The following is a 13635-nucleotide window of genomic DNA, read 5'->3' as shown; positions in this document are numbered from 1 at the left end:
CCCGGTCCGCCACGGCGCGTGCGGGTCGGCGGTCGCAAGGCGGCCGGACCCGTCCTCGCGCGGGCGTTCCTCGACAGGAACAGGGACAATGACCACGACAACTTCCAACGTCTCGCTGGAGCGGCGCGCCTGGAACATCCGGCGTCATGCCATCCGCATGGGCGAGGTGCAGGGGCAGGGCTATATCGCCCAGGCTCTCGACATCGCCGACGTGCTGGCCACCGCCTATTTCCACGCCATGCGCTACGAGCCCCAGAACCCCGAATGGGAGGGGCGCGACCGCTTCCTGCTCTCCAACGGCCACTATGCGATCGCGCTCTACGCGGCGCTGATCGAGGCCGGCATCGTCCCCGAGGACGAGCTGGAGACCTACGGTTTCGACGACAGCCGCCTGCCCATGTCCGGCATGGCAGCCTATACCCCAGGCATGGAGATGTCCGGCGGCTCGCTCGGCCTCGGCCTGTCCATCGCGGTGGGCAAGTGCCTCGGCCTGAAGCGCAAGGGCTCGGACAGCCGGGTCTACACCCTGTTCTCCGACGGCGAGCTGGACGAGGGCTCGGTGTGGGAGGCCATCATGTCGGCCGCCCATTACAAGCTCGACAACCTAATCGCCATCGTCGACGTGAACAACCAGCAGGCGGACGGCCCCTCCACCTCCATGCTCGGCTTCGAGCCGCTGCCGGAGAAGCTGGAAGCCTTCAACTGGTTCGTGCAGCGGGTGGACGGCAACGACCTTGACGCCGTACGCAACGCCTTCGATGCGGCCAAGACCGCCAATGGCGGCCGGCCCAGCATGATCATCGCCGACACCCTCATGGGCAAGGGCATCCCCTTCCTCGAGGCGCGCGACAAGAACCACTTCATCCGTGTGGATGCCCATGAGTGGCAGCTGGCCCTGGCCGCCCTCGACGAGAGGAAGCCCGCATGAAACCCGCTCCCGCCGCCAAGGCTGATACCCCCGCCAAGCCGCGCCTGACCACCTCCGCCATGATCGCGTCCATCGCGGGCGAGGGGCAGCGCACCAAGCCGGCCCCGTTCGGTCATGCGCTGGTCAAGGCTGCGCAGAACGATCCCTCCATCGTCGGCATGACGGCGGACCTCGGCAAGTATACGGACCTGCACATCTTCCAGCAGGCCTTCCCGGACCGCTATTACCAGATGGGCATGGCCGAGCAGCTGCTGTTCGGCGCCGCCTCGGGCCTCGCGGCGGAAGGCTTCACGCCCTTCGCCACCACCTATGCGGTGTTCGCCTCGCGCCGGGCCTATGACTTCATCCACCAGACGATTGCGGAAGAAGACCGCAACGTGAAGATCGCCTGCGCCCTGCCGGGTCTCACCTCCGGCTACGGCCCTTCGCACCAGGCGGCGGAAGATCTGGCGCTCATGCGCGCCATTCCGAACATGACGGTCATCGACCCCTGCGACGCCCACGAGATCGAGCAGGCGGTGCCGGCCATGGTGGCCCACAAGGGCCCGGTGTACATGCGCCTGCTGCGCGGCCAGGTGCCGCTCGTGCTCGACGAGTACGGCTACACCTTCGAGCTGGGCAAGGCCAAGATGCTGCGCGACGGCTACGAGGTGCTGTTCATCTCGTCCGGCATCATGACCATGCGGGCGCTCGAAGCCGCCAAGGCCCTTGAGGCGGACCGCGTGGACGTGGGCGTGCTGCACGTGCCCACCATCAAGCCCCTCGACACCGCGACCATTCTGGAAGCCTGCGCCAAGCCCGGCCGCCTCGTGGTTGTGGTGGAAAACCACACCGTCATAGGCGGCCTCGGCGAGGCGGTGGCGGGACTGCTGATGCGCGAGGGCGTCCACCCCGCGTTCCGCATGATCGGCCTGCCGGACGAGTTCCTGGCCGCCGGCGCGCTGCCCACCCTGCATGATCGCTACGGCATCTCCACCGACGCGCTCTCGGCGCAGGTGAAGGGCTGGCTCAAGTAATTCATCCGGTCCCAGCCCCCGGCAAGAGGGGCGGGCCGAGCGGGAGGAAACGATGAAGAAGATCGGCTTTGTGGGGCTCGGCTCCATGGGCCTGCCGATGGCGGCCAACCTCGCCCGTGCCGGCTTCGCCGTGACGGGCTTCGATATCCGGCCCGAGGCCGGGGCGAAGCTCGCCGGTGCCGGGGGCGTGGCTGCGGCCAGCCTCGCAGAGGCCTTCGCCGGCCAGGATGCCGTGGTGCTGATGGTGGTGAATGCCGCCCAGGCCGACGACATCCTGTTCGGCGCGGGCGCTTTGGCGCATCTGCCTGAGGGCGGCACGGTCATCCTCATGGCCACCTGCCCGCCCGCCGCCGTCGCGGCCCTCGCCAAGCGCGTGGAGGCCCAGAGCCGCCGTCTCGTGGATGCCCCCGTCTCGGGTGGTGTGGTCGGGGCGGAAGCCGGCAGCCTCACCATCATGGTCGCGGCGGCGGGAGACCTGTTCGCGCAGGTGAAGCCGGTGCTGGACGCCATGGGCTCCAAGGTGGTGCTGCTGGGCGACAAGGCCGGGCAGGGCGCCACCGCCAAGGCGGTGAACCAGCTCCTGTGCGGGGTGCATCTGGCGGTCGCCGGCGAGGCGCTGTCGCTGGCCGAGACGCTCGGCCTCGACATGAACGCCATGCTCGACATCGTCTCCGGCTCCGCCGCCTCCAGCTGGATGCTGAAGGATCGCGGCCCCCGCATGCTGGAGACCGAGCCGCGCGTGACCAGCGCGGTGGACATCTTCGTGAAGGATCTCGGCATCGTTCTCGAAGCCGGCGCCGGCGCCAAGACCGCGCTGCCGCTCGCGGCAACCGCCCACCAGATGTTCCTCTCCGTCTCCGGCCGTGGCCGGGGCGCCGAGGACGACAGCCAGGTGATCGCCGCCTACCGCGCCCTGCAGGGCCGGGCCTAGTCCCTCTTTCCAACGATCAAGCCGCCGAAACGGCACACTAGGGAGAAGACACCATGAAACCGACCAAGACCGGCCTGACCCGCCGTCACGTGCTGGCCGCAGGCGCCGCGCTGCCCCTGTTCAGCATCCTGACCCGCCGGGGCGAGGCTGCCGAATTCACCTACAAGTACGCCACCGGCCAGGACCCCACCCACCCGGTGAACAAGCGCGCCCAGGAAGCCCTCGATCGCATCCGCGAGGCCACCTCCGGCAGGGTCGAGATCAAGCTGTTCCCGGCCAACCAGCTTGGCTCGGACACCGACCTGCTCGCCCAGGTGCGCTCGGGCGGCGTGGAGTTCTTCAATCTCTCCACCTCGATCCTCGCGACGCTGGTGCCCGTTTCCGGCATCGTCAACACCGGCTTCGCCTTCCCCGACTACGCGACCGTGTGGAAGGCGGTGGACGGCGATCTCGGCAAGTATATCCGCGCGCAGATCGAAAAGACCGGCCTCGTTGCACCCGCCAAGTTCTGGGACAACGGCTTCCGCCAGATCACCTCGTCCACCCGCGAGATCCGCACCCCGCAGGATCTGAACGGCTTCAAGATCCGCGTCCCGCCGGCGCCCATGCTGACCTCGGTGTTCAAGTCGCTGAACGCCGGCGCCACGCCGATCAACTTCAACGAGCTTTATTCCGCGCTCCAGACCAAGGTGGTCGAGGGCCAGGAGAACCCGCTCGCGATCATCGCCTCCACCCGCCTCTACGAAGTGCAGAAGTCCTGCTCCATGACCGGCCACGTGTGGGACGGCTACGTCATCCTCGGCAACCGCCGCGCCTGGGGCACGCTGCCGGAGGATGTGCGCGCCGTCGTTACCCGCGAGCTGGACAAGTCGGCTGTGGACCAGCGCGCCGACATCGCCTCGCTCAACCAGAGCCTGCGCGCCGACCTCACCGCCAAGGGCATCACCTTCATCGACGTGGACCGCGAATTGTTCCGCAAGGCGCTGGCTTCGACCCCCTTCTACGGCGAGTGGAAGGCCAAGTATGGCGACGAGGCGTGGGGCCTGCTCGAGGCCGCCGTCGGCAAGCTCGGGGGGTGAGCATGTCCCAGCACGTATCCCACTCCATGCCGCCGCCCGGGCATGCGCTGGACGAAACCCACGCGCTGCACGAAGCCTACGCCACGGAGGACGCGCCGCCCCCGGCGCTTCCCACCGGCTGGCGCCGCGCCGTCTTCGGCGTGGAGACGGCCCTCTGCCGGGTGGTGGAATATCTCGCCGCCGCCCTCGTGCTGGCCGAGATCACCGTGCTCTTCGTCGGCGTGGTGAAGCGCTATGCGCTGCACAGCCCCATCGTATGGTCGGACGAGCTTGCGTCCGTCCTGTTCATCTGGCTCGCCATGTTCGGCGCCGTGCTGGCCCTCCAGCGCGACAGCCACATGCGCATGACCGCCTTCGTCAGCATGGCCTCGCCGCGCGTGAGGTCGGTGCTGGAGACGCTGGCCCTCGCCGCGCCCCTCGTCTTCCTCGTGGCGGTGCTGCACCCCGCCATCGAGTATGCCGAGGACGAGATGTTCGTGACGCTGCCGGCCCTCGACGTGCCGAACACGTGGAAGGCGGCGGCTCTGCCCATCGGCATCGGGCTCATGGCGCTGGTCAGCTTCCTGAAGCTGCTGCGCGCGGTCAATCCGAAGCAGGTGGCGGTGGTGTGTATCTGCCTCGTCCTGGCGGTCGCCCTCGGCCATGTGGCCTCGCCCTGGCTGAAGACGCTGGGCAACTACAATCTGCTCATCTTCCTCGTCGGCCTCGTGGCGGCGTCGGTGTTCGCCGGGGTGCCCATCGCCTTCTCGTTCGGCCTCGCGACGGTGGGCTACCTCACCTTCACGACCACGACGCCGCTCGCGGTGGTGGTGGGGCGCATGGACGAAGGCATGAGCCACCTCATCCTGCTGTCCGTGCCGCTGTTCGTGTTCCTCGGCCTGCTGATCGAGATGACGGGCATGGCGCGGGCGCTGGTGGGCTTCCTCGCGAGCCTTCTGGGGCATGTGCGCGGCGGCCTCTCCTACGTGTTGATCGGCGCCATGTATCTCGTCTCGGGCATCTCCGGCTCGAAGGCGGCGGACATGGCGGCGGTGACGCCCGTGCTGTTCCCGGAAATGGTGAAGCGCGGCGCCAAGAAGGGCGATCTCGTGGCCCTGCTCGCCGCCACTGGCGCGCAGACGGAGACGATCCCGCCCTCCCTCGTGCTGCTCACCATCGGCTCGGTCACGGGCGTTTCGATTGCGGCGCTGTTCACCGGCGGCCTTCTGCCCGCCCTGGTGCTCGGCCTCGCCCTGTGCCTCCTCGTGCGCTACCGCTACCGCAACGACGACCTCTCCAACGTCAAGCGCGTCTCGGCCAAGGACATCCTGTGGTCCGCGGGCATCGCGCTGCCGGCCATTGCCCTGCCGTTCGTGATCCGCGGCGCGGTGATGGAGGGCATCGCCACGGCGACGGAAGTCTCCACCATCGGCATCATCTATTCGGTGGTGGTGGGCCTGCTCGTCTACCGTCAGTTCGAGTGGAGCCGGGTGGTTCCGATGATGATCAGCACGGCCGCGCTCTCCGGCGCGATCCTGCTCATCATCGGCGCGGCGACGGGCATGGCCTGGGCGCTCACCCAGTCCGGCTTCTCGCAGAACCTCGCCAGGGTGATGTCCGGCCTTCCGGGCGGCGCGGCGACCTTCATGGTGGTCTCCATCCTCGCCTTCATCATCCTCGGCTCGGTGCTGGAGGGCATCCCGTCCATCGTGCTGTTCGGGCCGCTCCTGTTCCCGATCGCGCGGCAGATGGGCATCCACGAGGTCCACTATGCCATGGTGGTGATCCTCGCCATGGGCATCGGCCTGTTCGCGCCGCCCTTCGGCGTCGGCTACTACTGTGCGACGGCCATCGGCGACGTGAACCCGGACGAGGGCATGAAACCCATCGTCGGCTACATGCTGGTGCTGCTCATCGCGCTGGCGGTGGTGGCCGCCGTGCCGTGGATCTCCATCGGCTTCCTGCCCTGAGTGTCCTGCCTTGAGGAGGGAGCCCGGCGCAGACTGGGCCCCCCTTTGCTCACAAGCTCCCTAGCCTGAAGGCCCGCCGGTTCGCCGGTGGGTCTTTTTTTGTGCCCTGTTCGCAGGGCAAAAGAAAACGCCGGCCGGACCATGATCCGGCCGGCGCGGCTCGCCGGGACTGAAACGTTGCCAGCTGCCTCAGTCCGGCGAGACCACGTTGGTGGGGGCGCCGGCGACGAAGTTCTCGACATTGTCGATGAGCTGGTCGGTCAGCGCCTGCTGCGCTTCCAGCGAGGCCCAGGCGATGTGCGGCGTGCAGATGACGTTGCGCCGGCGTGCGAGCCGCATGAAGGCGCTGTCGGGCGCCGGGGGCTCGGGCAGGGTCACGTCGAGCCCGGCGGCGCTCACCAGCCCCTCATCGAGGGCGATCTCCAGATCTTCCTCCACGATCAGCCCGCCGCGCGCGGTGTTGATGAGGATCGGCCGGTTCTTCATGCGCCGGAAGGCGGACAAGTCGAACATGCCGCGCGTCTCTTCCGTGAGCGGGCAGTGCAGGGTGATGGCGTGGGAGGTCTCGATCAGTTCGTCGAGGCTGACGACGCCCGCCGTTCCGGGCTTTGCACCGGGATCGTAGAACACCACGTCCATGCCGAAGGCGCGCGCGATGCCGGCCACCTGCGAGCCCAGCACGCCGGCGCCGACGATGCCGAGCCGGCGGCCCGCGAGGTCCACGATGGGGTTGGTGAAGAAGCAGAACTGCTGCGCCGCCTGCCACGCGCCCTCCAGCACCTCGGCCCGGTAGGGCACGATGGAGCGGGCGAGGGAGAGCAGCAGCGCGAAGGTGTGCTCCGGCACGGTGGCCTTGGCATAGCCGCGGATGTTCACCGTGGGGATGCCCCGCGCCGCCGCAGCCTTTTTGTCCACGCAATCGGTGCCGGTGGCGGCGATGGCGATGAGCTTGAGGTTGGGCAACTGGGCGAGTGTGGCGGCCCGAAGGTCCACCTTGTTGTTGATGAGGATGGTGGCGTCCTTCGCCCGTTCGATCACCTCGCCTGCGCTGGTGCGATCATATTCCACCCACTCATGGGGGAAGGACGGGCGGCGGACATTCACTTCCGGCGCGATGGTGTCGCGGTCGAGAACGACGATCCTGTGCATGGTCTTGGTCTTTCCGATTGGCGCGACAGGCTCAGAGGCGGACGCGGGCGGCGTCGGCCACGGCCTTGGCGGTGATGCCGAAATGCCGGTACAACGCATCCGCCGGGCCGGAGGCACCAAAGCCCGTCATGCCGACGAAGCCGCCATCCTCGCCGATCCAGCGCTCCCAGCCGAACTTCACCGCCGCTTCCACCGCGACGCGCACGGTGCCGGCGCCAAGCACCGCATTGCGGTAGGCGGCATCCTGAGCCTCGAACAGGCTCCAGCAAGGCATGGAGACCACCGCCGTGGGAATGCCCTCGGCCTGTAGCTGGGCGCGGGCTTCCACGGCGATCTGAACTTCCGAGCCGGTGGAGATGAGCGTGACACGGCGCGGGCCGCCCTCGGCCTCCTGAAGCACATAGGCACCGCGGGCCGAGTGGTTCTCCGCGCCGCCGTCGCGACGCAGCGCCGGCAGGGACTGGCGCGCGAAGACGAGGGCCACCGGGCCGGTGCGATGATCCAAAGCGATCTCCCACGCCTCGGCGGCCTCGATGGCATCGCAGGGGCGCAGCACCGTCATGTTGGGCATGGCGCGCAGCGAGGCGATGATCTCTACCGGCTGGTGGGTCGGGCCATTCTTGCCGATGCCGATGGAATCGTGGCTGAACACGAACTTCACCGGCAGCCCCATGAGCGCCGCCATGCGCAGGGCCGGGCGCTCGTAGTCCGAGAAGGGCAGGTAGGTGACGGCCAGCGGGATGACGCCGCCGTGGGCCGCCATGCCGTTGGCGAGCGAGCCCATGGCATGCTCGCGCACGCCGCAATGGATGTAGCGGCCACCGCGGTCCTTCGCCGTGAAGGCGGAGAGCTGGCGCTTGTGGTTGGTGGGAGCCTCCAGATCGGCGCAGGCGGTCATGATGTCCGGCAGGATCTCATAGAGCGCCGCGGCGATGTCGCCGGAAGTAGCGATGGAGAAGTCCGCCTTCTCCTCGGCCGCCACCTTCGCCTTGTAGGCGTGGATGGCCTCGCGCGCCCCGGCGGCCAGCGTGCCGGAGATGGTGCGGTGGAATTCGTCCTGCACCTGATTGCCCGCCGCCGCGAGCCGCTTGCGCCAGGCCGCCCGAGCCTGCGCGCCCGGCGCGCCCGTGGCCCGCCAGTCGGCGCCGATGTCGGCCGGAATGTCGAAGCTGCCGCCGGTCCAGCCGAAGCGCGCGGCCATGGCGGCACGATCTTCGGGGAAGAGCTTGCCGGAATGGCCGCCGCGCTGGCCTTCGAGGCGCGGGATGCCACGGGCGATGGTGGTCTTGCAGGCGATCATGGAGGGGCGGGGATCGGCCTTGGCGGCGCGGATGGCCGCATCGACCGCATCGATGTCGTGCCCGTCGATCTCGACCACGTGCCAGCCGGCGACGCGGAAGCGCTCGGCGACATTCTCGGAGATGGACAGCTCGGTGGAGCCATCATCGGTGATGGCATTGTCATCCCAGAAGAAGGTGAGCTTGCCGAGCTTCAGGTGGCCGGCGAGCTGGATCACCTCCTGCCCCACGCCCTCCTGCAGGCAGCCGTCGCCGACGAAGGCCCAGGTGCGGTGATCGATGAGGTCGTCGCCGAAGCGGGCATTGAGGTGAGCTTCGGCGATGGCCATGCCCAGCGCATTGGCGATGCCCTGCCCGAGGGGACCGGTGGTGGTCTCGATGCCGGCGGCGGGCTCGTATTCCGGATGGCCGGCGCAGGTTGAGCCGAGTTCACGGAAGCTCTTCACCGCGTCGAGTGAGATGTGGTGATAGCCGGTGAGGTGCAGCAACGAATAGAGCAGGGTGGAGCCGTGCCCGTTGGAGAGCACCACCCGGTCGCGGTCCGGCCAGGTGGGATCGGCCGGATCGAACTTCAGGTGGCGGCTGTAGAGCACCGTCGCGATCTCGGCCATGCCGAGGGGAACGCCCTGATGACCTTCGCCCGCCGCAAGAATGGCGTCCACCGCGAGGAAGCGGATCGCATGCGCCATGGGCTGGAGCGCCGCCGAAAGGGGCCCGCCAGCGTGGGCGGAAATGGCGACATCGCCAATGGGGGCAGGGGTTTGGCCGCTCAACGTTCGTCTCCTCATCGTGCCTTGGTCTTTTAGGGGCGCGATGATGCCGAAAGCGGCTTGAGGCCGGTAACGCGAAATACACACCGATTGCTGAAGACGATTCACCGGTGTGGTGAATTTTCACCCGGTTGCGGCTTCTTCCGTTCATCCCGAAAGCGGGGCGGGGGAGCCGCTGCGGATACGCCGGGAACGTCTCGCGGGGCAGGGCACTTCTTTCTCCAGAACAGACATGAGCGAAAGGAGCGTTGCCATGACCGAAGACGGATCGGATGCCGAGCGGACCCGCCACGCCACCGACACCGGCCGGAACCGCGACAAGGTGCGCGGGCCGGACTTCGCCGCCGCGCCGCTGGGGACGGATGATGAGGCCGGCGGCCATGCCCCGCAGCAGGACTGGCGCCCACCGGAGAAGGGCGACCGCATCGCGGACGGCGACCCCAGCGTCGGCGAGCTTTATCGCCCGCAGAGCGAGGAGGACAACCGCGCCCATGCGAATGCGCCCCCCAACTGGGGCACCTGGGCGCTGGTCGCGGCGGGACTTCTGGTGCTGGGGTTGGCTGCGGCCAGCTTTGCGAGCTGAGCGGGCCGCAATCCGCATCTGGCGCGGCGGATGCGCCCATCGCTGCGGCCCCGCCCATCAGCGGGATGCGCGCCCCCAACGGGACTGAGACGCCTTCGCGCTCCCGCCTCCTTCCTCGGCGCAGGAAGCACGGACGCTGCCGTAAATCTTTGATTTCAAAGCCTTGCCGGAGGAACAACCGCTCCCCCCGGCTGTTCGCAAGTGGAGATCGACGGACATTCCGGCGGTTCCACATGGGCGCGGCGGCGCGCTCCGGGCAGGAGGCTTTGATGAAGGCGCTGACCTTCCACGGCAAAGGCGACATTCGATGCGAGCAGGTTCCGGACCCTCAAATCCAGCATCCGCGCGACGCGATCATCAAAGTGACGGCCTGCGCCATCTGCGGCTCGGACGTTCACATCTATGACGGCGTGATCCCCTCCATGGAACATGGCGACGTGCTGGGGCACGAGACCATGGGAGAGGTGGTGGAGGTCGGCAGCGGCGCATCGAACCTGAAGGTGGGCGACCGTGTGGTGGTGCCCTTCACCATTTCCTGCGGCGAATGCTTCTTCTGCCGGCGCGGCTTCTATTCCGGCTGCGAGCGCTCCAACCCCAACCACAAGATGGCCGAGGAGATGTGGGGCTATTCCCCGGCGGGCCTCTTTGGATACTCTCATATGCTTGGCGGATATTCAGGTGGCCAAGCGGAATACCTGCGCGTGCCCTATGCCGACGTCGGCCCCATCAAGGTGCCGGACGGGCTCACCGACGAGCAGGTGCTCTTCCTCTCCGACATCTTCCCCACGGGCTATATGGCGGCCGAATTCTGCGACCTGAAGGGCGGCGAGACCGTGGCCATCTGGGGCTGCGGACCGGTGGGTCAGATGGCCATCCGCAGCGCTTTCATGCTGGGTGCGGAACGCGTCATCGCCATCGATACCGTGCCCGAGCGCCTCGCTCTGGCGCGGGCTGGCGGCGCGGAGACGCTCGATTTTCTGGACGAAGATATCTACGCGCGCATTCGCGACATGACCAACGGCCGCGGCGCCGACGCCTGCATCGATGCGGTGGGCACCGAGGCGGACGCCTCATCCTCGCTCTATGCCCGCATCGACCGCATCAAGGTCGCGACCTTCATGGGCACGGACCGGCCTCACGTGCTGCGGCAGGCGATCCAGTGCTGCCGCAACTTTGGCGTCGTCTCCATCGTCGGCGTCTATGGCGGCTTTCTGGACAAGATCCCCATGGGATCGGCCATCAATCGCGGCCTCACCTTCCGCATGGCCCAGACCCCGGTCCAGCGCTACCTGCCGATCCTGATGCAGCGCATCCAGAACGGCGACATCGATCCCTCCTTCGTCATCACCCATCGCGCCGGCCTGGAAGACGGGCCGAACCTCTACGCGCAGTTCCGCGACAAGAAGGACGGCTGCATCAAGGTCGTCCTCAAGCCCTGAAAGGACACGCCATGGCTGAGGCCAATCCCCAAACCCGCGCCCCCGATGGGCGCGCCCTCGCTGTCGTGACGGGCGCATCCTCCGGCATCGGCTACGAGCTGGCGCTGCTGCTGGCGCGGGACGGCTTCGATCTGGTCATCGCCGCAGATCAACCCGACATCGAGACCGCTGCCGAGGCTCTGAGCGCCACGGGAGCAGAGGTTCATTCCCTCCAGACGGATCTTGCCACGATCGGGGGGGTGGACAAACTCTGTGCCGAAGTGGAGCGCCTCGGGCGGCCTGTGGAGGTGCTCTGTGCCAATGCCGGCCACGGGCTCGGCAAAGGCTTCCTCGATCAGGATTTCAACGCCGCGCGCCATGTGGTGGACACCAACGTCACGGGGACAATCTATCTCATCCACCGCATCGGCAACGCCATGCGGCGGCAAGGCTCCGGCCGCATCCTCATCACGGGGTCCATCGCGGGCTTCATGCCCGGCAGCTTCCAGGCGGTCTACAACGGCACCAAGGCCTTTATCGACTCCTTCGCCTGGGCGCTGCGCAACGAACTGAAGGACACCGGCATCACCGTCACCTGCCTGATGCCGGGGCCGACGCAGACCGAGTTCTTCGAGCGCGCGGACCTGATGGACACGCAGGTGGGGCAGGCCGAGAAGGACGACCCCGCCGACGTCGCGCGTGCCGGCTATGACGCCATGATGTCCGGCGAGGGCGATGTGGTGGCGGGATGGAAAAACCGCATCGAGAGCGCCATCGCCAATGTCACGCCGGCAGCACTGCTTGCCGCGCAGCATCGCAAGATGGCTGAGCCGGGATCAGGGCAGCGCTAGAAGCGGCACAATACTGTCCAATCGGTGAAGCTTGCTTAGCAGAAGCGGCATTTTCACCGAATTAAACTTTACCTTACGGAACAATAAGCGGTTCCAGACCTTACCCATCTGGTGGCCGCGGCACCTGGGCCCCGAAAATCAGACATCCATTGGAGATGGCAAATGGCGACGAGCCCGACCCGAGACCTCTTCGTCGTGGGCCTCAGGAATGCCCATGCGGTGGAGAACGAAGCGCTTTCCATCATGAACCGGCAGATCGACCGGCTGGAGAACTATCCCGAACTTTCCGCCCGGCTGCGCACCCATGTGGAGGAGACCAACGGCCAGCTCAAGCGGCTGGACGATATCCTCGCCAGCCTCGGCGAGGACAATTCCGCGTTCAAGGATGCCGCGGCTTCCTTCATGGGCAACATGGCCGCCCTCGGCCATTCCATGGCGGGCGACGAGATCCTCAAGAACTCCTTCGCGGACTACGCCTTCGAGAACTACGAGATCGCCGCCTATCGCTCCCTGGTGACCATGGCGGAAGCCTGCGGCTCGCTGGCGGCGGTGCCGTTGCTGAAGGCCTCGCTGGAGGAAGAGCAAGCCATGGCCGAATGGCTGGAAATGCACCTGCCGCAGGTCACGCAGCGCTACATCGCGCTCGAGACCGCCGGCGAGAAGGCGAACCGCTGACGTGGCCTATGGCGCCAAGGAGAGACCTTCATGTTTATCCATCGCAAGCAGCTGCAGTATCACGCCAAGCCCGACGCGCCTGATCCCCTGTTCGCCAAGCTTCTGCAGGAGCCGCTGGGCGGGCAGTGGGGCGAGATCAGCGTGATGATGAGCTACCTCTGGCAGGGCTGGTCCTGCCGGGGGCCGCAGAAATATCGCGACATGATCCTCGACATCGGAACCGAGGAGATCGGCCATGTGGAGATGCTCGCGACCATGATCGCGCGCCTCCTCGAAAGTTCTCCGGTGGAAGCGCAGGAGAATGCCGCGAAGGATTCCGCCGTGGGCGCCATCCTCGGCGGCGCGCGCATCGAGGATGCCATCATGGCCGGCATGAACCCGCAGCATGCCATCGTCGCCGGCTCCGGCCCGCGCCCGGTGGACAGCGCCGGCAATCCCTGGACGGCGGGCTATATGACCGCCAGCGGCAATCTTCTCGCCGATTTCCGCTTCAACCTCACGGCAGAGAGCCAAGGCCGACTGCAGGTGGCCCGCCTCTATAATCTCACCAGCGACACCGGCGTGCGGGACATGCTGTCCTTCCTCATCGCGCGGGACACCATGCACCAGAACCAGTGGCTCGCCGCCATCAAGGAACTGGAGGAGGAAGGCTTCGACCGCACGCCCGTGCCGGCCAACTTCCCGCGCGAGATGGAGATGCAGGACGTCTCCTATCTCTATATCGACGCCTCCGAAGGCACGCAGGCCAGAGCCGGGCAATGGGCCAAGGGGCGCTCGCCGGACGGGCAGGGCGAACTTGCCTACGACGAAATCCGCCCGCTCGCCGACGACGATGGCCTGCTCGGCGATGCCGATCCCCGCATGTATGGCACCGCGGCGGTGCCCGCCGCTCCGTCGGCTGCGGAATAGACCCGGCGAGCCTCGTCCCTCCTACGCCGGGTTCTCGGGCCCGGAGGACAGCTGGTCCTCCGGGCCTTCTTTTCGTATC

Annotated in this window: 11 protein-coding genes and 1 pseudogene; 10 read left to right on the top strand and 2 right to left on the bottom strand. The window is 67.4% G+C overall.

The window, feature by feature from the left end; translation table 11 throughout:
* The first annotated feature begins 88 nt into the window (after nucleotides 1–88).
* From ACT535_RS06740 to ACT535_RS06720, 5 genes and pseudogenes are all read left to right on the top strand, one after another.
* Entirely contained in the window at nucleotides 89–928 is an 840-nt protein-coding gene (locus ACT535_RS06740) for a transketolase (protein WP_168461150.1), read from the top strand.
* On the top strand, nucleotides 925–1944 hold the full coding sequence (locus ACT535_RS06735; RefSeq protein WP_168461148.1) for a transketolase C-terminal domain-containing protein: 1020 nt from the start codon (nucleotides 925–927) through the stop codon (nucleotides 1942–1944). Before ACT535_RS06740 ends, ACT535_RS06735 begins: the two co-directional genes overlap by 4 nt.
* A gap of 43 nt (nucleotides 1945–1987) precedes the next feature.
* Nucleotides 1988–2875, top strand: a pseudogene (locus tag ACT535_RS06730) (NAD(P)-dependent oxidoreductase); the annotation flags it as partial.
* 53 nt (nucleotides 2876–2928) lie between these two features.
* Complete coding sequence (locus tag ACT535_RS06725; RefSeq protein ID WP_476363777.1) at nucleotides 2929–3954, top strand: TRAP transporter substrate-binding protein; 1026 nt, start codon at nucleotides 2929–2931, stop codon at nucleotides 3952–3954.
* Nucleotides 3955–3956: 2 nt separating this feature from the next.
* Nucleotides 3957–5903 (top strand): TRAP transporter large permease, encoded by a 1947-nt coding sequence (locus ACT535_RS06720; RefSeq protein ID WP_476363776.1) that lies wholly within the window; start codon nucleotides 3957–3959, stop codon nucleotides 5901–5903.
* Nucleotides 5904–6092: 189 nt separating this feature from the next.
* On the opposite strand, the gene ACT535_RS06715 is transcribed toward ACT535_RS06720, so the two are convergent.
* Nucleotides 6093–7052, bottom strand: coding sequence for a D-2-hydroxyacid dehydrogenase (locus tag ACT535_RS06715; RefSeq protein WP_476363775.1), 960 nt, complete (start codon nucleotides 7050–7052; stop codon nucleotides 6093–6095).
* Between the two features lie 31 nt (nucleotides 7053–7083).
* Nucleotides 7084–9039 carry a transketolase gene (gene tkt / locus ACT535_RS06710; protein WP_476364002.1) on the bottom strand — a complete coding sequence of 652 codons (1956 nt, stop codon included), beginning with the start codon at nucleotides 9037–9039 and terminating at the stop codon, nucleotides 7084–7086.
* Between the two features lie 334 nt (nucleotides 9040–9373).
* Between tkt and ACT535_RS06705 the strand changes: the two genes are divergently transcribed.
* The 5 genes from ACT535_RS06705 to ACT535_RS06685 all read left to right on the top strand — a co-directional run bounded on the left by ACT535_RS06705 (nucleotide 9374) and on the right by ACT535_RS06685 (nucleotide 13556).
* Nucleotides 9374–9703, top strand: coding sequence for a hypothetical protein (locus ACT535_RS06705; protein WP_168461124.1), 330 nt, complete (start codon nucleotides 9374–9376; stop codon nucleotides 9701–9703).
* A 269-nt stretch (nucleotides 9704–9972) separates the two neighbouring features.
* Nucleotides 9973–11142: a zinc-dependent alcohol dehydrogenase gene (locus ACT535_RS06700; protein WP_476363774.1), complete on the top strand. Its 1170-nt coding sequence runs from the start codon at nucleotides 9973–9975 to the stop codon at nucleotides 11140–11142.
* 11 nt (nucleotides 11143–11153) lie between these two features.
* Nucleotides 11154–11972 carry an SDR family NAD(P)-dependent oxidoreductase gene (locus ACT535_RS06695; RefSeq protein ID WP_476363773.1) on the top strand — a complete coding sequence of 273 codons (819 nt, stop codon included), beginning with the start codon at nucleotides 11154–11156 and terminating at the stop codon, nucleotides 11970–11972.
* 162 nt (nucleotides 11973–12134) lie between these two features.
* Entirely contained in the window at nucleotides 12135–12647 is a 513-nt protein-coding gene (locus ACT535_RS06690; protein WP_476363772.1) for a ferritin-like domain-containing protein, read from the top strand.
* A 30-nt stretch (nucleotides 12648–12677) separates the two neighbouring features.
* On the top strand, nucleotides 12678–13556 hold the full coding sequence (locus ACT535_RS06685) for a manganese catalase (protein WP_476363771.1): 879 nt from the start codon (nucleotides 12678–12680) through the stop codon (nucleotides 13554–13556).
* The last annotated feature ends 79 nt before the right edge of the window (nucleotides 13557–13635 follow it).

It is taken from the genome of Xanthobacter sp. DMC12, assembly GCF_056314105.1.
The sequence above is the reverse complement of the archived record's forward strand: the minus strand, read 5'-3'. Positions and strand labels throughout refer to the sequence as shown.

Coding starts and splice junctions, on each gene's coding strand:
- ACT535_RS06740 (WP_168461150.1), top strand. CDS start 89: ATGACCACGACAACTTCCAACGTCTCGCTGGAGCGGCGCGCCTGGAAC.
- ACT535_RS06735 (WP_168461148.1), top strand. CDS start 925: ATGAAACCCGCTCCCGCCGCCAAGGCTGATACCCCCGCCAAGCCGCGC.
- ACT535_RS06725 (WP_476363777.1), top strand. CDS start 2,929: ATGAAACCGACCAAGACCGGCCTGACCCGCCGTCACGTGCTGGCCGCA.
- ACT535_RS06720 (WP_476363776.1), top strand. CDS start 3,957: ATGTCCCAGCACGTATCCCACTCCATGCCGCCGCCCGGGCATGCGCTG.
- ACT535_RS06715 (WP_476363775.1), bottom strand. CDS start 7,052: ATGCACAGGATCGTCGTTCTCGACCGCGACACCATCGCGCCGGAAGTG.
- tkt (WP_476364002.1), bottom strand. CDS start 9,039: ATGGCGCATGCGATCCGCTTCCTCGCGGTGGACGCCATTCTTGCGGCG.
- ACT535_RS06705 (WP_168461124.1), top strand. CDS start 9,374: ATGACCGAAGACGGATCGGATGCCGAGCGGACCCGCCACGCCACCGAC.
- ACT535_RS06700 (WP_476363774.1), top strand. CDS start 9,973: ATGAAGGCGCTGACCTTCCACGGCAAAGGCGACATTCGATGCGAGCAG.
- ACT535_RS06695 (WP_476363773.1), top strand. CDS start 11,154: ATGGCTGAGGCCAATCCCCAAACCCGCGCCCCCGATGGGCGCGCCCTC.
- ACT535_RS06690 (WP_476363772.1), top strand. CDS start 12,135: ATGGCGACGAGCCCGACCCGAGACCTCTTCGTCGTGGGCCTCAGGAAT.
- ACT535_RS06685 (WP_476363771.1), top strand. CDS start 12,678: ATGTTTATCCATCGCAAGCAGCTGCAGTATCACGCCAAGCCCGACGCG.